The organism is Alkalicoccus saliphilus, from assembly GCF_003044065.1.
Taxonomy (GTDB): Bacteria; Bacillota; Bacilli; order Bacillales; family Salisediminibacteriaceae; genus Alkalicoccus; species Alkalicoccus saliphilus.
This window is the reverse complement of the sequence record NZ_PZJJ01000015.1, coordinates 27784-45471: the sequence shown is the minus strand read 5'-3', so window position 1 is coordinate 45471 and position 17688 is coordinate 27784. Positions and strand designations below refer to the sequence as shown.

At 49.0% G+C, this 17688-nt stretch carries 17 protein-coding genes and 1 other annotated feature; of the genes, 15 read left to right on the top strand and 2 right to left on the bottom strand.

Annotation, left to right across the window (positions count from 1 at the left end; translation table 11 throughout):
- Window positions 1–6 precede the first annotated feature (6 nt).
- The 3 genes from C6Y45_RS10090 to hemL are packed head-to-tail and all read left to right on the top strand — an operon-like array spanning window position 7 to window position 3024.
- Window positions 7–726 (top strand): uroporphyrinogen-III synthase, encoded by a 720-nt coding sequence (locus tag C6Y45_RS10090; RefSeq protein WP_107585105.1) that lies wholly within the window; start codon window positions 7–9, stop codon window positions 724–726.
- Window positions 723–1700 carry a porphobilinogen synthase gene (gene hemB, locus C6Y45_RS10085; RefSeq protein WP_107585104.1) on the top strand — a complete coding sequence of 326 codons (978 nt, stop codon included), beginning with the start codon at window positions 723–725 and terminating at the stop codon, window positions 1698–1700. The genes C6Y45_RS10090 and hemB overlap by 4 nt, the downstream gene beginning before the upstream one ends.
- 28 nt (window positions 1701–1728) lie before the next feature.
- Window positions 1729–3024, top strand: coding sequence for a glutamate-1-semialdehyde 2,1-aminomutase (gene hemL, locus C6Y45_RS10080; RefSeq protein ID WP_107585103.1), 1296 nt, complete (start codon window positions 1729–1731; stop codon window positions 3022–3024).
- Between the two features lie 416 nt (window positions 3025–3440).
- Here hemL and C6Y45_RS10075 read toward each other — a convergent pair whose 3' ends face one another.
- A complete protein-coding gene (locus C6Y45_RS10075) occupies window positions 3441–4322 on the bottom strand; it encodes a phosphotransferase (protein WP_107585102.1) in 882 nt (293 codons plus the stop codon).
- 729 nt (window positions 4323–5051) lie between these two features.
- Between C6Y45_RS10075 and glsA the strand changes: the two genes are divergently transcribed.
- The 8 genes from glsA (at window position 5052) to C6Y45_RS10040 (ending at window position 13818) form a co-directional block, all read left to right on the top strand.
- On the top strand, window positions 5052–5978 hold the full coding sequence (glsA, locus tag C6Y45_RS10070; protein WP_174703881.1) for a glutaminase A: 927 nt from the start codon (window positions 5052–5054) through the stop codon (window positions 5976–5978).
- A gap of 40 nt (window positions 5979–6018) precedes the next feature.
- On the top strand, window positions 6019–6192 hold the full coding sequence (locus C6Y45_RS17535) for a hypothetical protein (protein WP_160058297.1): 174 nt from the start codon (window positions 6019–6021) through the stop codon (window positions 6190–6192).
- A 21-nt stretch (window positions 6193–6213) separates the two neighbouring features.
- Entirely contained in the window at window positions 6214–6690 is a 477-nt protein-coding gene (locus tag C6Y45_RS10065; RefSeq protein WP_107585101.1) for an NUDIX hydrolase, read from the top strand.
- A 40-nt stretch (window positions 6691–6730) separates the two neighbouring features.
- Window positions 6731–7004, top strand: a binding site (T-box leader).
- Window positions 7005–7057: 53 nt separating this feature from the next.
- The gene (locus C6Y45_RS10060) at window positions 7058–9703 is read left to right on the top strand and encodes a valine--tRNA ligase (RefSeq protein ID WP_107585100.1); all 2646 of its coding nucleotides are present in this window, start codon (window positions 7058–7060) and stop codon (window positions 9701–9703) included.
- Between the two features lie 12 nt (window positions 9704–9715).
- Entirely contained in the window at window positions 9716–10549 is an 834-nt protein-coding gene (gene dat, locus C6Y45_RS10055) for a D-amino-acid transaminase (protein ID WP_107585099.1), read from the top strand.
- Window positions 10550–10859: 310 nt separating this feature from the next.
- The gene (locus tag C6Y45_RS10050; protein ID WP_107585098.1) at window positions 10860–11039 is read left to right on the top strand and encodes a hypothetical protein; all 180 of its coding nucleotides are present in this window, start codon (window positions 10860–10862) and stop codon (window positions 11037–11039) included.
- Window positions 11040–11136: 97 nt separating this feature from the next.
- Window positions 11137–12507 (top strand): hypothetical protein, encoded by a 1371-nt coding sequence (locus C6Y45_RS10045; RefSeq protein WP_107585097.1) that lies wholly within the window; start codon window positions 11137–11139, stop codon window positions 12505–12507.
- Window positions 12508–12678: 171 nt separating this feature from the next.
- Window positions 12679–13818: a baeRF3 domain-containing protein gene (locus C6Y45_RS10040; RefSeq protein ID WP_107585096.1), complete on the top strand. Its 1140-nt coding sequence runs from the start codon at window positions 12679–12681 to the stop codon at window positions 13816–13818.
- Between the two features lie 145 nt (window positions 13819–13963).
- Here the strand turns inward: C6Y45_RS10040 and C6Y45_RS10035 are convergent, their stop codons facing one another.
- The gene (locus C6Y45_RS10035) at window positions 13964–14146 is read right to left on the bottom strand and encodes a hypothetical protein (protein WP_107585095.1); all 183 of its coding nucleotides are present in this window, start codon (window positions 14144–14146) and stop codon (window positions 13964–13966) included.
- A 164-nt stretch (window positions 14147–14310) separates the two neighbouring features.
- Here C6Y45_RS10035 and C6Y45_RS10030 point away from each other — a divergent pair, with 164 nt between their 5' ends.
- The 4 genes from C6Y45_RS10030 (at window position 14311) to C6Y45_RS10015 (ending at window position 17676) form a co-directional block, all read left to right on the top strand.
- On the top strand, window positions 14311–14604 hold the full coding sequence (locus tag C6Y45_RS10030) for a lmo0954 family membrane protein (RefSeq protein WP_107585094.1): 294 nt from the start codon (window positions 14311–14313) through the stop codon (window positions 14602–14604).
- Window positions 14601–15203: a hypothetical protein gene (locus C6Y45_RS10025; RefSeq protein WP_107585093.1), complete on the top strand. Its 603-nt coding sequence runs from the start codon at window positions 14601–14603 to the stop codon at window positions 15201–15203. The genes C6Y45_RS10030 and C6Y45_RS10025 overlap by 4 nt, the downstream gene beginning before the upstream one ends.
- 773 nt (window positions 15204–15976) lie before the next feature.
- On the top strand, window positions 15977–16693 hold the full coding sequence (liaF, locus tag C6Y45_RS10020) for a cell wall-active antibiotics response protein LiaF (protein WP_107585092.1): 717 nt from the start codon (window positions 15977–15979) through the stop codon (window positions 16691–16693).
- Window positions 16690–17676 (top strand): sensor histidine kinase, encoded by a 987-nt coding sequence (locus tag C6Y45_RS10015; protein WP_107585091.1) that lies wholly within the window; start codon window positions 16690–16692, stop codon window positions 17674–17676. The genes liaF and C6Y45_RS10015 overlap by 4 nt, the downstream gene beginning before the upstream one ends.
- Window positions 17677–17688: the final 12 nt, after the last annotated feature.

Sequence of the window (17688 nt, the reverse complement as noted above, 5' to 3'; positions counted from 1 at the left end):
GATAGGATGGAACGGAGACGACTGAAGCTGCTGAATACAAGAGCTGCCCACCAGGCGGCTCCGCTCCGCACGGTCCTGGAAGAGTCGGGGGCAGAGAGTGTGGACCTTCCGCTTATCCGTATAGAAGCGGAAGAAGTACATCTCCCTGAATTGAAAGAGAGCGACTGGCTCGTCTTTACGAGTGTGAATACGGTGGAGTTCTGGCACCGGCTGTCAGTGGATAAACCGAAAGCACGCATTGCCTGCGTCGGTCCGAAAACAGCGGCCTGTGCTGAAAGTAAAGGCTATACGGTCGATCTCGTGCCAAAAAGGTTCGATGCAGAGGCTCTTGCAGAGGCGCTGATAAAAACGGCCCACCGGGAAGACCGGATCGTTTATCCCCGCAGCCGCCGGGCCCGTCCGGCATTGAAGCATCTGCTGGAGGAAGACGGCCGCATAGTGGAGGACATCGTACTTTACGATACAGTACCCGATCCGGACGCTCAAGAGCGGCTCGTACCGCTGCTGGAGCAGGTGGATGGGGTGCTTTTTCTCAGTCCTTCGGCCGTACATGCTTTTTTTGAAGCAGCTCCGGCTGATCTCCCGGAAAATCTTTTCTTCGGAAGTATAGGAAGTATTACTGAAAAAGCGATTCGAAAGTATACGGACCGGGAAGTGATAACACCGGAGACCTATACGATAGAAGCGCTCGTTACGACGATAATAAAAAAGAAGGTGACCGTATGAATGTAACTTTTGACCGGCACCGCCGGCTGCGCCGGACATCCGGTATCCGCAGCATGGTGCGCGAAACACACGTACGTCCGGAAGATTTTATTTATCCGATTTTCGTTATGGACGGGAACGATATTAAAAATCCGGTAGCTTCGATGCCGGGAGTGTATCAGTGGTCCCTGGACCGTGTGGATGCAGAAGTGGCGGAAGCGGTGGAAAAAGGGATTGAAACAATTATTCTTTTCGGTGTACCGGCAGAAAAAGATGCGGTTGGGTCAAGCGCCTATGATACAGAAGGCATTGTACAGCGTGCGACAAGACAGATCAGAGCGGCTCATCCGCATCTTACGATTATAGCAGATACGTGCCTCTGCCAGTTTACCGATCATGGGCACTGCGGTGTCGTAAAGGATGGGGAAATCCTGAACGATGAATCGCTGGATCTGCTTGTGCAGACCGCTGTTTCCCAGGCGGAGGCGGGGGCGGACATCATCGCGCCTTCCAACATGATGGACGGCTTTACTGCAGCCATCCGTCAGGGCCTTGATGAAGCGGGCTATAAAAACATCCCGATCATGAGCTACGCCGTAAAATACGCTTCGGCGTTTTACGGACCGTTTCGGGACGCTGCCCATTCCTCGCCGCAGTCCGGAGACCGGAAAACGTATCAGATGGATCCGGCCAACCGCCGGGAAGCATTCCGCGAAGCCGCTTCCGATGTGGAAGAAGGAGCGGATTTTCTGATTGTGAAACCCGCCCTCTCCTACCTTGATATTATCCGCGACATAAGGAACCGGGAGGACGTGCCGATTGTCGCGTACAACGTCAGCGGGGAATACTCCATGATCAAAGCAGCGGCACAGAACGGCTGGATTGATGAAAAAGCTGTCGTGCTGGAAAAACTGACGAGTATGAAGCGTGCCGGAGCAGACTTGATCTTAACCTACTACGCGAAAGACGCAGCCGACTGGCTGAAAGAATCGTAAGAACAAAATCGTTGACGAGGTGATACAGATGAACTGGAATCAATCTTCGAAAGCATTTGAACAGGCAAAACCACTTATGCCGGGCGGAGTAAACAGTCCGGTGCGGGCGTTTAATTCCGTCGGGCGCGACCCGGTCTATTTTGACAAAGGAAAAGGCTCCCGCCTATGGGATCTGGACGGGAATGAGTACATTGATTATGTGCTTTCCTGGGGACCGCTCATCCACGGACACGCGGATGACAAAGTCGTGGAAACCGTGCAGGATCTCACAGCGAAAGGGACAAGTTTTGGTGCACCGCACGAAATGGAAACAAAGCTGGCAGAACTCGTAATCGACCGTGTCCCGTCCATTGAAATGGTACGTATGGTCAGCTCCGGGACCGAAGCAACGATGAGCGCTCTTCGTCTTGCACGCGGCTATACCGGCAGAAATAAGATTCTGAAATTCGAAGGCTGCTACCACGGGCACGGAGATTCCCTGCTGATTAAAGCAGGATCCGGCGTGGCGACACTCGGCCTTCCGGACAGCCCGGGAGTACCGGAATCCGTTGCTTCCAACACGCTGACGGTACCTTACAATGATCTGGAAAGCCTGAAAGTGGCATTTGAAAACTTCGGGGACGATATTGCCGGCGTCATTCTTGAACCGGTAACCGGCAACATGGGCGTTGTCCGCCCGGAGGAAGGCTTTCTTGAAGGCATCCGTGAAATTACGGAACAATACGGCTCGCTGTTAATATTCGATGAAGTGATGACCGGGTTCCGCGTCGGCTATAACTGTGCGCAGGGAGAGCTCGGTGTAACACCGGATCTTACGTGCCTCGGAAAAGTGATCGGCGGCGGTCTTCCGGCTGGAGCCTTCGGCGGACGCCGTGACATTATGGAGAGAATTGCTCCTGCAGGGGACATTTATCAGGCAGGGACTCTTTCCGGCAATCCGCTTGCGATGGGAGCAGGCTTTGAAACGATCAGTCAGCTCACACCGGAAAGCTATGACTACTTCGATAAAATCGGGGACCGGCTGGAAAAAGGCATGGCCGAAGCTGCAGAGAAGCACGGCATTCCACACTGGACGACACGTGCCGGATCGATGGTCGGTTTCTTCTTCACCAATGAAGAGGTAAGAAACTTCGAAACAGCGAAAACATCAGATCTGGACATGTTCAGCCGTTACTTTAACCTCATGCTGGAAAACGGAGTTTCTGTACCGCCGTCCCAGTTTGAAGGGCTGTTCCTCTCTACGAAGCACACGGAAGAGGATATTGAAAAGACGATCGCTGCAGCGGAAAAAGCTTTTTCCGTTATTTCAGAAGAGCGCAAGTAAAGTACAGCTGCCAAAATCGATATAAAATTGTTTCATGTCTTTAAGCTCCGGCGATAAAGACGGACTAAAGAAAGCTGTCCCATATATGTGGGGCAGCTTTTAAACGTCTGAAAAAGTATTGTTTATGTATAGGCAGAGGCTTCCCTGCTTCCGCCTGACGGAACGCTTTCCGAGCGGGCAGCTAATTCCCTCCTGAACGGATCTTCGCCTCGTCCTATCTCGCCTCGGAGCATTCCCTGCGGCTGGAACAGGGCAATAAAAAATGATTTTTAAACACCTTTTTCTTTATTTGAATGGCTCTGTTAAAGCAATGTTGATATTCATATAAAAAAACATAACCTCCATAAAACTGAAATTTATGTTTGGTTTTATTGTCTTCTTCAACTAACGCACCTGTTACTTGAAGAAGGGTAAACTTATAATTGCACGGTTTTGCTTAACTTTTTCCAGAAGTACCAGGCATTAAGGTATTTCTCAAAATCATATGGATGATGTTTAATACAAGCCCCTAAACGAAGGTACAAACCAATAATTACTTCGTCGTATAAAGTTGAAGTATTTTTTTCCCCTTTAATCACCAAATGACTAACTGCTGAGTCTATAGTTTCTATTGTTAAATCATTTGGTGAAGAACAAAAAGCATAGATTAAATCATATAGGGGATATCCGATAACAGGAGTTGGGTCAATTACGCCTCTTAATTCTCCATCGTTATAAATGAAATTATGAACTCCACAATCACCGTGTAATAGATATTTTTCTCTTTCTGTGTCCTGGTTCTTTAGGTTTTCTAAAACATTAAGTACAAAGTTATATTCATCGCCTGGTAAATGTGGTTTTAATAGCTTATTTACTTCAATAATCTCATTCAAAAGAAAAGCTTCCCAGGAATCTGTTAATTCATCTGTGTAGCCAAACCCAATAACATTCGGAACGGTTTTATAATTATTTATAGCTTCATCCACAAGTGTTGTAAGCATTTCCTGCTTATTTTTTACTCTGAAGTTTGTTTTTCCAGAAATGAATGAATAGACTATATAATTATATGATTGCTCAACAAAGAGAAGATTAGGTAACAGGTTCAATTTCTTGTAGAAATCAAGAAAATACATCTCTGATTTTAAAATTTGTTTTTCATTTAACTTAACAACAAACTTAGTACCATCATAGTTATGAAGAAGGTACAATTCACTGACAGTACCTCCATTTAATTTCTCATATTCTATGGTTCTCGATTGAATTATATTATGGTGAATCAGTTCTTTAATTATCTCTTTAATGTTCATTTTTATCTCCATTCTAAAATAAGACCTCTCCCAGTTAGTTAAATAAAGAAATAGCCTTTATACAGCAAACCTCAGATAATCCAGGTGTATCATAAGTTTCTATATCTGGAATTAAATTCTCTTTTATTATCATATCATTTATTATAATTTCACTTCGCTGATGTTGGATTCTATCTGACGCTTGAAACCACGCAGATCATCCCGGACGGAAGGACAGCCGCATGCTTTCTCTATCAGAACGTGATCATTTTATCGGAAGCTGTAGTGGACATGGAGGGACTCCAGAGCGATGAAGACAGAGCCGAAGATCCATTCTGACCGACAAAAGGAGGACAGAATTAGCTGAGGCCGGTCCGCTCGGAAAGCCTCTCCATGGAAACGAAGGCGGACGTTCATTTTTTTATTTTCAAGGCAGCCTTCCAGTAAGGTAACTTCTTTATTTAAACATAGGAACGGAGCCTGTTTATGCCCTGTCTTTTTTACCAGCTGTAGTGGAGATGGAAGACTCTGAGACGATAAAAGCCGCGCGCAAGAAATTAGCTGAAGTCTTCCCGTGGAAACGAAAACGGCTATTTATTATCTCTATAGCTTTTAATTAAACAGGATCAGCTCCGGTTGGAAGAACTTTTTCTCTTCCAGGAACAGCCGGCCGCTGAAGAAGTGTTTCTTTCTATAGAAGGTAGGGAAGAGAAGAAGTAACTGTGTTTACATAGGTAGTGACGCTGAAGGAGAGTGACGAACATGGATAGAGGAGAACTGCAGGAAATATTGGACCGGAACCGGCCCTTTGCAAAGTTGGGAAATACGGCAGATTACATTCCGGAGCTCGCTTATGCGGATCCGGATCAGATCGGACTGACGATTGCTTCACCGGATGGGAAAATAACGAGCGTCGGGGACTGTGAAACTCCTTTTACGCTGCAGAGTATTTCCAAAGTGATAAATCTGCTCGTCGCCGTACTCGACAACGGGCCGGACCAGGTGTTTTCCAAAGTCGGCATGGAGTCAAGCGGGGAGCCTTTTAATTCCGTATCAGAGCTGGAATCAAAGCCGGAAAACCGTCCGCTGAATCCGCTCATTAACGCCGGGGCCATCGCGGTCTCCTCCATGATCCACGGAAATAATGTGGAAGAGCAGTACGAACGGGTCTGCCAGTTTATCAGCGGCATTATCGGCCGGGATAACCTCGAATACGATGAAAAAGTATTTCAATCAGAAATACTGACCGGCGACCGGAACCGCTCCTTAGCATACTTTATGAAAAGTACCGGTGTGATCGATACAAATGTCGAGAAAGCACTCGAGCTTTACTTCCGGCTCTGTTCTATTAAAGTTACGTGTTCCGATCTGGCGAAGATCGGGCTGTTTTTGTCAACAGGAGGGCGGTCCCAGGGCCAGGTTGTACATAAAAACCTGCCGAGAGCCGTGAAAATTTCCCTCTCGATTATGCTGACGGCCGGGATGTATAATGAATCCGGGGAAACGCTTCTACGCTCAGGAATTCCTGCAAAAAGCGGAGTGAGCGGCGGCATTCTCGCTGCCCCGCCGCATGAAATGGGTATCGGTATTATCGGTCCGGCAATTAACGGAAAAGGAAACAGCGTAGCCGGCCTGAAAATCCTCGAGGATATCTCCAGCAAATACCGACTGCATATTTTTGATAAATAGTGCCTTCATACAGTGAGTACAAAGGAGGGATCGTTTAACTATGGAAATAGCTGCAGCTGTATATCAGCTGATTGCCCTCGTTCTTCCGCTCCTTTTTTTAGGCGGTGGAATTTACCTGGCTGTCTTTTTTGTCCGCTCCTCGCGGGAAAGAAATAAACGTCTTCGCGCAATTGAAGAAAAACTGGACAGGCTTACAGATAATCGGCCGGATTGAACAAAGAGAGGGGAAAAGCGGATGAGCTACTTTAAGAAATTACGAGAATCCTTAGGGAAGGAAACGCTCCTTCTCCCTGGGGCAGCAGTGATTATACATACGATAGAAGATGATATACTGCTGCAGAAAAGAGAAGAAGGCGAATGGGGGCTGCCGGGGGGATTAATGGAGCCTGGTGAAAGCTTTGAAGAAACAGCGGTACGGGAAGTGAAGGAAGAAACGGGCCTGGCTCTTCCGGAAGAGGACATGCACGCTTTCGGAATGTTTTCGGGGAAAGATTACTACGTGGAAGCGCCGAACGGGGACCCGTATTATGCAGTGACCGGTCTATATACGTGCGAAGCCCCCGCTGGAGAATTGTCGGATTCAGATGAAGAAACGGTGGAGCTGCGGTGGTTTCCTCTAACAGCTCTGCCGGATAATCTCCGCAGGTCGCATAAACACTTTTTGAAATTATATAAGGAAAACGGTGTGCAGAAAGGCGTTATCGACAAGTAGTATTGATTCTTCGGGCATGCCGTTGTAAAATACGTGTATAGAACATGCCCTGATGGGGAGTAGTACTGCATGCACATTTCTCAGAGAGGACGGCCGGCATTGTGCCGCTGTAAGGCCGTCTGTCATGGAATGCAGGAAGTCGCCCCGGAGCAGCCCCGGTGACCGATTCAGCAGCCGGGGACGTTTCAGCCGCGTTAAGGCCGGGAGTGTGCCGGAAAAACAAACCGGAAAGGTGTGCAGATATCTTTCCAAAAGTATCGTTTCCGGTAAACAAAGGTGGTACCGCGGGGAAAACAGCCCTCTTCGTCCTTTGACGCAGGAGGGCTTTTTGTATGCGCAAATATACAATATACAGGAGGAAAAGCCGATGGCAGAACAGCAGCACGACATTTCCATGCCGCCGAAATATGATCCGCAGGCAACGGAGGCAAAATGGTACGAGTACTGGAAGGAAGGAAAGTTTTTTGAAGCGTCCGGAGACAGAAGCAGAGATTCTTATACGGTTGTTATCCCGCCTCCGAACGTCACTGGAAGACTCCACCTTGGTCACGCGTGGGATACGACGCTCCAGGATATTCTTATCCGGACAAAACGGATGCAGGGCTATGATACACTCTGGCTTCCGGGGATGGATCATGCCGGTATTGCGACGCAGGCGAAAGTGGAAGGAAAGCTGAAAGAAGAAGGAATTTCCCGCTACGATCTCGGACGGGAGAAATTTCTCGAAAAAAGCTGGGAATGGAAAGAGGAATATGCTTCCTTTATTCGTGAGCAGTGGGCCAAGATGGGGCTTTCCCTTGATTATTCCCGCGAGCGGTTCACGCTCGATGAAGGTCTTTCGGATGCGGTGCGGGAAGTATTCGTCCGTCTGTATGAGGAAGGACTCATCTACCGCGGCGAATATATTATCAACTGGGATCCATCCACGCAGACCGCGCTTTCCGATATTGAAGTCATTTACCATGATGTAAAAGGGGCCTTTTACCATATGCGCTATCCGCTCGCAGATGGTTCCGGGCACATTGAAGTCGCGACGACGCGTCCGGAGACGATGCTCGGGGACACGGCTGTCGCTGTTCATCCGAAAGACGAGCGGTACAGCCATCTGATCGGCAAAAAAGTGAAGCTGCCGATCGTCGGGCGCGAAATGACGATTGTCGCCGATGATTACGTGGACATGGAATTCGGATCCGGGGCAGTCAAAATTACGCCGGCTCACGACCCGAACGATTTTGAAATCGGCAACCGCCATGACCTGGAGCGTGTACTTGTGATGGATGAATCCGGACAGATGAACGAAAATGCCGGAAAATATGAAGGCATGGACCGTTTCGAGTGCCGGAAGCAGATCGTAAAAGACCTGCAGGAAGAAGGCATTCTGTTTGATATTGAAGATCATGAACACAGCGTCGGTCACTCCGAGCGGAGCGGTGCTGTTGTGGAACCGTATCTTTCGACGCAGTGGTTCGTAAAAATGGGGCCGCTTGCCGACCAGGCGATTGAGCTGCAGAAACAGGAAGACAAAGTCAACTTCGTGCCGGACCGGTTTGAAAAAACATACCTGCACTGGATTGAAAATATCCGTGACTGGTGTATTTCCCGCCAGTTATGGTGGGGTCACCGTATCCCTGCGTGGCACCATAAGGAAACGGGTGAAATTTACGTCGGCCGTACCGCTCCGGAAGACCCGGAAAACTGGGAACAGGATGAAGACGTACTCGACACGTGGTTTTCTTCCGCTCTCTGGCCGTTTTCCACGATGGGCTGGCCGGATGAAAACGCCGAGGACTTTAAGCGCTACTATCCGACCGATGCTCTTGTGACCGGCTACGACATTATTTACTTCTGGGTGGCACGGATGATTTTCCAGGGGCAGCACTTTACGGAAGAGCGTCCGTTTAAAGACGTGCTCATACACGGACTTGTGCGCGATTCCGAAGGACGCAAAATGAGTAAATCCCTCGGAAACGGGGTCGATCCGATGGACGTTATCGACCGCTACGGTGCCGATGCGCTGCGCTTTTTCCTGAGCACAGGAAGCTCCCCTGGACAGGACCTGCGCTTCTACTGGGAGAAGGTCGAAGCCAACTGGAACTTCGGCAACAAAATCTGGAATGCCTCCCGCTTCGCCCTTATGAACATGAACGGGCTGAAGTATGAGGAAATGGATTTGACGGGACCGAAGTCGATTGCCGACGAATGGATTCTCACCCGGCTGAACGAAACGATCGCCCACGTCACAAAGTATATCGATCATTACGAGTTTGGAGAAGTCGGCCGGTCGCTCTATAATTTCATCTGGGATGACTTCTGCGACTGGTATATCGAAATGGCCAAGCTGCCGCTGAGCGGAGAGGACGAAGAGGCGAAGCATACGACCCGTTCTGTTCTCGCGTATGTGCTGGACCAGACGATGCGTCTGCTGCACCCGTTTATGCCGTTCCTGACAGAAGAAGTATGGCAGCACCTTCCGCATGAAGGAGATTCGATAACCGTTGCTTCGTGGCCGGTGGAAAATGAATTTTCCAACCGTCAGGCAGTGAAGGACATGCAGCTGCTTCAGGAAATTATCCGTTCGGTACGAAACACGCGCTCCGAGCTGAACGTGCCGATGTCCCGGGGCATTACGCTGTATGTAAAAGCGGACAATGAGGAAGTACTCGGTCAGCTGGAGCGCGGCAAAGCGTATATCGAAAAATTCTGCAACCCGACAGAACTGACCGTCGGCACCGACTTCCAGGCGCCGGAAAAATCGATGAGTTCCGTCCTTTCCGGTGTGGAGCTTTACATGCCGCTTGCAGGACTTCTGGATCTCGATGCGGAGATCGACCGCCTCGGCAAAGAAGTGAAACGTCTCGACGGGGAAGTAGCACGCCTTCAGAAAAAACTTTCGAACGAAGGCTTTATCGCCAAAGCACCGGAAAAAGTCGTCGAAGAAGAACGCATGAAAGAAAAAGATTACATGGAGCAGCGTGAGAAAGTACAGGCACGCCTCGAAGAACTGAAACATTAAGGAGATAGTATTATGCCGGAAATTGCTTATTACCAGGACCGGTTCGTCGAAATCGATGAGCCGGTAATCCCTATTCAGGAGCGGGGCCATCAGTTCGGCGATGGTATTTATGAAGTGATCCGCGTCTATGAAGGCCGTCCTTTCACGATGGCGGAGCATATGGAGCGTCTCGAAAAAAGCGCAGCGGCTATCCGGATGGAGCTGCCTTATTCCCCGGAAGAAATCGAGCGTCTTTCACTGGAAGCACTGAACCGCTCCGGAATCACAGAGGCGGAAATTTATCTGCAGGTAACCCGCGGTATTTATAAACGCCAGCACCAGTTCCCGGTGCCGGGGGCTTCCGCTCTCTCGATCGTCGTAAAAAATGCCCGTGTTGTACCGGAGGAAAAGCGTGAAAGCGGAGTGCCGGTCATTACTACGGACGATGTCCGCTGGAAGCTCTGCCACATTAAATCGCTCAACCTGCTGCCGAATGTCATGGCCAAGCAGGAAGCGTTGGAAGCCGGAGCCCATGAAGCGTTGTTTGTGGATGATGGTATCGTTAAAGAAGGATCAAGCAGCAACGTCTTTTTAGTGAAAGACGGCACGGTGAAAACGTACCCGGCGACAAACAGCATCCTACATGGAATTACGCGCAGGATAGCGATCGACTGCGCCCGGGAAAATGATATTCCCCTCAAGGAGGAAGCATTTTCACTCGATGAACTGCTGGAAGCGGATGAAGCGTTTATTACCTCTACAACGATGGAGATTCTAAGTATCAGCAGCATCGACGGCCGGAACCTGCCGGATGAGCGCCCGGTCACAGAGAAGCTGTTCCAGGCGTTCCAGCATAAAAAGAAATAAAGACAGTTCATGAAAATGACTGAAAGGGTCCAGGGCGGGATATTTCCGTCCTGGACTTTTTTGTTCAGTGCCGGTTATTGAGCCGTCCAGTCTCTGACATAATCTAATTTGATCTCAGGAAAAAGCAGACAGCACGGCCGGCTTTCGCCGCTGTAACTGAAGATGGATCCCGGCCTTCCGGAGAGACAGTATTTATTGAATAGAATTCTACAGCCGGTGCCGGGAGGAAAACCAAAACATCCCTTATTTCTGGTAAAATTAGTGTTCAGGAAGAAAAGGTTCTGAATATGAATGATAGAGGAGAGTGTCCATGAAAGCTTATTACAGTTTGTTTGCCATCATTGTCATTATGCATTTTGTCACCCTCGTTAACATTACGATTTTTAACAGCGAATGGGATGGATTCGCTCTTGCTGCCTCGACACTCCTGTTTTTAGCTGGAGTTATTTTGTTCAGCATGGAACGGCGGAAACAGAAAAAACTTACATAACGGGCGGAAAGAAGCAGGTAGAAAACGAGAAGAGAGCGAATCTATATAAAATCGGAAAGACGGGAATCCTGTATAAAAAAGAACGGAGGGCAGAAACATGGCGTCGAAAGCTGTACAAAAGATCGTAAAAGAAATGAGCAGGGAAGAGCTGGAATATTTCATACTTAATCTGGCAGAGGAAGACAAGAAAATAGGGCAGAGACTCCGGCTGCAGTCGGCTGGACCGGATGAACTGAAGGCTGCAAAAAGTCTTATCCGCGCGTCGATGAGGCAGGCAGCCGATCAGATAGGATTTATCCCGGCTTACAAGAGCGGTAAAGCTTTGACCGGGGCCGGCGAAGTTCTCGCTCAGGTCGACAGGCACCTCGAAAAAGGAGAGGGACTGCATGCGGCCAGACTGGCAGTTCTTGTGATAGGAGAAGTGGTGGACAGCCTGCAGTTTATGGACGATTCGACCGGTCAGGCAGGCGAAATCCTTTTTTACAGCATGGATACCGTATTGGAAGTAGCGAAAAAAACAGACGGGGAAGAAGCGGAAAAGCTGTTTCACGAATTGTTAAAGGAAGCAGAACATCCCCGCTACCAGGGGTGGAGCGACCCGCTGTATACTTTCTGGGAGGCGGCCGCGGTAACTACGCGCCGTAAGCCCCAGCTGCGCCCGGTGCTGGAGGACTATCTGCACAGAGCAAGGCTGACACTGGCAGAAAATCGGACGCAGGATTTTAATGTAAAGAAGCTGCTGGAAACAGAAAGTCTTTTGATTGAGCTGCATGACGGAAAAGAAACGGCCCTTGCTTTTAAAATGAAATACTTGGAGGATAACGCCGATTTTCTCTACGAAGTAGTGGAGGAAATGATCGAACAGAAGGAATGGAAAAAAGCAATGGAGCTTGTGGAGAATTCCACGAAAAAAACATCTTATCCGGGTGTGATCCATCAGCTGGAAAAATATAAGGCACGAATTTACCGGGGGCTCGGCGAAACGGAAAAAGAAAAAAAGCTGCTGATCGAACTGCTTAAAGAAGATAGGATGTTTTATGACGAAACATTCCACACCCGGCTGAAAGAGCTGTATGATCCGGAATCCTGGCCAAAAGCAAGAGACTCTCTGCTGGATGAAGTCCGGATGTGCGGTGCCGTATATCTTACTATATGCGAAGAAGAGCAGCTCCTGGACAGGCTGCTTGCCTGCTGTTTCAAGGAGCGTCAGCTGATTGAAATATATTATCCGCTTCTGGAAAAGGAATTTCCGGGAAAAGCAAAGCAGGCGTATAAGGAATATATTATGGATATAGCAGTACATGCCACGAACCGGAAAAAATATAAAAAGGTCGGATACAAGCTGAGGGATTTGGCAGAAGCCGGCGGACGGGAAGAGAGTCTGGAGCTTATCCATGTGCTCAAAGAACATTATCCGAAAAGAACTGCCATGCTTGACGAGCTGGATAAAGCAGCGGAAAAGATATAGAAAAACTCCAGGAATTTAAAGTAATTTTTTTCCTGACGGACAGCCGGGGATATTGTATAATGGGATACGAGGGGGTTCGTTTTTAAGAACTTTTGAAAGGTGTTTTTTCGTCCTTAAAGAACAGATGAACAGCCGCGGATTAACCATGGAACCGGAATGGAGGAGAAAAGTATGTATGAACTGACAGAACGCTTTCCCCATGATATTTTCTATGAAGAAGCTGCCCCTTTTTTATCCCTGTACCAGCCAACGGAGCGTGCGGGCAGGGAAAAGCAGCAGAACGAAGTTGTTTTCCGCCACATGCTGAAGGACCTGGAGCAGACGATTAAAGAAAAATACCCGGATAAAGACCCAGGTAATTTATTAAAACCGTTTCACGAACTTGCCGGCGACCGGGATTTCTGGAGGAAAGTACCGGAAGGAATTGCTGTTTTTGCTGCAGGCGGTCAGTGCGTTGTTTACCGGCTGGCACGGCCGGTGAAGCAGGCAGCAGCAGTCTCGGACCGGCCGTTTATCAGTCCGCTCATCCGTGTATTTCAATCTGCAGATGATTACCAGCTGCTCGGACTCGATAAAAATTCCTTCTGCCTTTTTGAAGGCAACCGTTACGGATTAAAAAAAGTGGAACTTCCAAATGATATTCCGAAAACTAAAGAAGAAGTCATAGGCGACCAAAAAACAGAATCCCACCTTGCCCACGGATCAGTCGGCGGTGGAAGTACTGCCTATTTCGGACAGGGCGGCAGAAAAGATGAAGTGGATAAAGATACGGAAAAGTTTTTCCGCTATGTGGACCGGTTCGTAGCAGAAAATTATTCAAAAAAAACACAGCTGCCTCTTATTCTTGCAGCAGTGAAGGAGCATCACGGCCACTTTCACAAATTAAGCGGCAACCCTCATCTAATGGAAAACGGAGTGAAGAGCGCGTACAGTGCCCTTGAACCTGAAGAACTGACGAAGCGCGCGTGGGAAATCGTCGAACCGGTGTATCTTGAAAAAACGAAAAAAGTCGTAGATACATTTGAAACGGCCCGTGCAAAAGAAAAAGGCTCCCAGCATCTGGAGGAAATCGCCTCTGCCCTCATTGAAAACCGCCTGGCCCATTTGATTATTGAAGATGGGAAAGTAGTACCCGGGGAAGTTGATGAAAATACGGGAGAAGTAAATGGCGGCCGGGCAGAAGACCGTCAGGCTGGAGACATCCTGGGTGATCTGACGGAAATAGCTTTTAAACGTAACGTCCCGCTTGTCGTACTTCCGGAAGAAAGAATGCCGGTCGACACCGGTGCAGCCGGCGTCTTCCGGGGATAGGGTATACGGCAGGAGAATTATTAATATGAATAAAGAAGGTTCAGGACCGGATGTCCTGAACCTTCTTTTGTATGAAACTGGTGCTGGAGAAAGGTATCAGGAGGATGGAGAGAATTCCTCATCTTATAACAATTATGCGTTTAACTTAAATGAAAATCTGCACGAGTGCATAGGCACCGAGCAGAATGCCAAGTCCTGCCGCGCCGTATAAGTAAAGCTTCTTCTCCGGAGCATATCCGTCTTCTGCGTGGCGGTAAGGAACAATCAGGCCGATCACCCAGAATGCGGCCGTAGCGAAAGCGAGCAGGAGAAGGAAAATCAGTTCCATGAGCGATCACCTGCCTTGCCTATTCTTTACCTTATCACCGGCCCGGTCAAACGCCCGACAGCGGCTACGCCTCCAGCCCTATTAGAAAATACGGCGGCGGCTCATTACGCAGAAACACGGTACGACGTAGAATAAAGATATAGAAAAGCGAAGGAGGAAACGAAATGAAATTTCTATTATTTCTCGGTATCATCATCGCGGTTATCATTGTACTTGCGAACCTCGGACCAATGATTTTGTTTGCAGTCGGCGCGTGGCTGCTGTATGTGATTTACAGACAGTTTGCCAAAGCAGAATCGACCGCCGCAAAAGTGGGCTGGGTACTTGCCGGCCTGATTGTCCTCAGTATGACGATCTCGAACGTCACAGCTATTATCGGTGTGCTTGCCCTGTACTTTTTGTACGTACTGTACCGCAGCTGGCAGGATGACCAGACGAAAGGAGCAGAATTATTATGAACAGCGTATGGGAACGAATGAAAGAAACGATGAAGCAGGACTGGGAGAAACTGACCGGAGACAATTCCGTATCGAAAGCCGTGGCGGATACGTTCACAGCTAAAAAAAGCAGAACCGAGAAACTGGAGAAAAAACTTCACGGCCAGAAGCAGCTGATCCGCACACTTGAAAAAGAAAAAGATGAGGTGGATGTCACGCTTGCCTCCCGCCGCCGGCAGCTTCATCTTGCCCGGGAAGAAGGGGAGGACGTGCTTGCCGGCTACGCAGAAAAAGAAATTGCAGCGTATGAAATGCGCGGTGAACGGCTCGCGAAAATGATTAAGGACGCGGAAGAACAGCAGCGGGAACTGGAGGATTCCTTTCAGGAACTGAAGCACGACCTCCGCGACATGGAACTCGACCAGCTGGAAGCAGAACGACGGGAGGAAGCAGCTGCTCTCCGGAGAGAAATGAGTGCGATGAAAGCCCGGCCGGAAGAAAAACCTTCAGAACAGGTACCGGAAGAAAAGGGAGATATGAACGACATGGAACGCCAGCTGATTCTGCTTGAGAAACGTCATGCACCGAAAAAAGATCCAGCCGATTTTCTTGAAAAATAGGCTGCCTTGAAAACCGTTCGTTTATGAGGTGTAAATAGCGCTTCACTCTCAGCGGGGCTTACCCGAGGGCTTGGTCTCGACTAATTTTGACGGAAGAACCGTCCGCCAAAATGGATTGTCGAACGGCGCTGATCCTCCGGGTGTCCCCGCCTTCGTTACACATCGTAAATGGTTTTGGGGCAATTTTTCAGCTGCATCCATGTCTCTGTTAAAGCCTTCGCTGCTTCTGGCAAAAAAATTTCGTTTTCAATCGGCCTGCCGCGCAGGAGATCTCCAGCTTACGCCCTGCGATATCTCCCCACCTCCTTCTTCCACGAGCCGGTTTCTGCTTTTCATGAGCACTGTTCTTCATACCATAAAACCGGTGTCAGGGCAGAAACGCCTGCGGAAGCGTGCAGATCCTCCCGGACGCAGGGACAGTCGCATGTTTTTTACACGGCAGTTGTAAAGAGCTGCAGCCGGCTTTCAAAAATAACGTAGAGCTTCAACAGAGACACTCATGCAAAATTGTTGCACCAGGGTAGATGAAACCCGCCTTCTCTATCGTTCGTTTTACATCTTCTGCTTTGTTTCGAAAGATGATCGAACGTGGTCGTTTTACCGGAAGCTGCAGCGGACATTCATTTTTTTCAAGGCAGCGAATACAAAAAGACACGGCCGCCAGAGAGCGATTCTTCGGCGGCATCTCTTACATAAAATAAGGAAAGTGCACGTTCTTTCCACAGGAAAGAAATGGTACACTGAAAAAAACGAGCGGGAAGGGGGAGGGTGAAATGATGCGGAATATATCAACGAAGCGGCTGAACACCGTCATCTTTCTTACTTTCCTCTTTTTTGTACTGGAACTGCTCGGCCGCGGCGGGGAAATGCTTCCCGGTATTGTCATTCTCGGCCTCATGGCCTATATCGGCTGGAAACAGTACGATACAACATTCGGTAAAATTATCTGCTGGATTGGGATCGTCGGCTTGCTTGCCCAGACGCTGAGCCTGTTTGCTTTCCAGTTTTTTGTTGTGGCAGTGCTTGTACTCCTTTTTCTTGAGTACCGGAAGCAGGATAAAGAGGAGGAGTGGATCCGTCCGGATGACCGGATGGCAGAAGAAAGCAGTCTCCAGAAAAAAGACACGCTTTTTAAACACCGGTTCGCCGGCCGGCAGGTCACACCCCAGGGACCGTACCAGTGGCGTGATATTCACGTCCAGTCAGGCTTCGGAAGCAAGACAATCGATTTAAGCAATACGGTCATTCACGATACAGCGGTTGTTTCGATACGACATCTTTTCGGGAAAATTACCGTTCTCGTCCCATACGATCTGGAAGTGCAGTTTCATCACAGTACGTTTTACGGCACGGCGTCGATCTTCGAGGAAAAAGAAAAATTAATGAATGAAACGATCAGTTACGAAACAGAAGGCTACGAAGCAGCGAAAGCACGCGTCAAAATTATCATTTCCATGCTTTCCGGGGACGTGGAGGTGAAGCGCGTATGACAGTACCAGGCAGAACCGCACTGTATGTCAGTCTTCTGACAGCCTCCGGAGCAGCTGCTGCACTCGTCCTCTTTCCGCCGGTATGGCGTGCTGTGCTGCTGGAGGAAAGCTTCTTCGGAGTGCCGTACGTACTGCTGACCGCAGGAATTTTAATTTCCGTCATCCTGCTCTCCGGTCTTCTTATTCATTCCCAGTGGAAGCACTACCGCACCTTTTTGGACGAAAAAACAGAGCAGGCACTGCAGATGCAGCTGGAGCCTCCTTCCGATAAAGACGAGGAACATTTAAGAAAACTGTACGAACTGCAGGAAAAAACAATCCGGCAGACACAGCGGCTCCGGCAGATTACGACCGAAAAAGCAGCGGAACGGGAAAAAAGTCTTCACGAAGTCGTGCTTCAGGAACGGACGAGACTGGCGCGGGAGCTGCACGACTCTGTCAGTCAGCAGCTGTTTGCAGCATCCATGCTTACAGCAGCGATTAACGAAACGGAAACGGACAACCGGGCGAGGGAACAATTTCAGCTCGTGGAAAAAATGATTAACCAGTCCCAGCTGGAAATGCGGGCACTTCTGCTGCACCTTAGGCCGGCGGCACTAAAAGGAAAGTCGCTTAAAGAAGGAATGGAGGAGCTGCTCGGCGAATTACAGCAGAAAGTACCGGTAAACGTCGAAAGCAGACTTGAGGAGGTGGAGCTCGATAAAGGAGTGGAGGATCATCTTTTCCGTATATTGCAGGAAGCTGTATCCAACAGTCTCCGCCACGCCGAAGCAGAAGAAATGAAAGTGGTGCTTCTCAGCCGGGACGGCAAAGTGATTCTGCAGGTGTCGGATAACGGCAGAGGTTTTATCGTAGAAGAAGAAGCCCACGGATCCTATGGCATGACAACGATGAAAGAACGGGCGGAGGAAGTCGGCGGGACGTTTAAAATCGTGAGCGTCCCCGGTGAAGGAACACGGGTGGAAGTGCAGATTCCTGTGTAGCAGAGAGGGGGA

Coding starts and splice junctions, on each gene's coding strand:
- C6Y45_RS10065 (WP_107585101.1), top strand. CDS start 6,214: ATGAGCTACTTTAAGAAATTACGAGAATCCTTAGGGAAGGAAACGCTC.
- C6Y45_RS10035 (WP_107585095.1), bottom strand. CDS start 14,146: ATGGAACTGATTTTCCTTCTCCTGCTCGCTTTCGCTACGGCCGCATTC.
- C6Y45_RS10060 (WP_107585100.1), top strand. CDS start 7,058: ATGGCAGAACAGCAGCACGACATTTCCATGCCGCCGAAATATGATCCG.
- C6Y45_RS10045 (WP_107585097.1), top strand. CDS start 11,137: ATGGCGTCGAAAGCTGTACAAAAGATCGTAAAAGAAATGAGCAGGGAA.
- liaF (WP_107585092.1), top strand. CDS start 15,977: ATGATGCGGAATATATCAACGAAGCGGCTGAACACCGTCATCTTTCTT.
- glsA (WP_174703881.1), top strand. CDS start 5,052: ATGGATAGAGGAGAACTGCAGGAAATATTGGACCGGAACCGGCCCTTT.
- hemB (WP_107585104.1), top strand. CDS start 723: ATGAATGTAACTTTTGACCGGCACCGCCGGCTGCGCCGGACATCCGGT.
- C6Y45_RS10015 (WP_107585091.1), top strand. CDS start 16,690: ATGACAGTACCAGGCAGAACCGCACTGTATGTCAGTCTTCTGACAGCC.
- dat (WP_107585099.1), top strand. CDS start 9,716: ATGCCGGAAATTGCTTATTACCAGGACCGGTTCGTCGAAATCGATGAG.
- C6Y45_RS10050 (WP_107585098.1), top strand. CDS start 10,860: ATGAAAGCTTATTACAGTTTGTTTGCCATCATTGTCATTATGCATTTT.
- C6Y45_RS10075 (WP_107585102.1), bottom strand. CDS start 4,322: ATGGAGATAAAAATGAACATTAAAGAGATAATTAAAGAACTGATTCAC.
- C6Y45_RS10090 (WP_107585105.1), top strand. CDS start 7: ATGGAACGGAGACGACTGAAGCTGCTGAATACAAGAGCTGCCCACCAG.
- C6Y45_RS10025 (WP_107585093.1), top strand. CDS start 14,601: ATGAACAGCGTATGGGAACGAATGAAAGAAACGATGAAGCAGGACTGG.
- C6Y45_RS10030 (WP_107585094.1), top strand. CDS start 14,311: ATGAAATTTCTATTATTTCTCGGTATCATCATCGCGGTTATCATTGTA.
- C6Y45_RS10040 (WP_107585096.1), top strand. CDS start 12,679: ATGTATGAACTGACAGAACGCTTTCCCCATGATATTTTCTATGAAGAA.
- hemL (WP_107585103.1), top strand. CDS start 1,729: ATGAACTGGAATCAATCTTCGAAAGCATTTGAACAGGCAAAACCACTT.
- C6Y45_RS17535 (WP_160058297.1), top strand. CDS start 6,019: ATGGAAATAGCTGCAGCTGTATATCAGCTGATTGCCCTCGTTCTTCCG.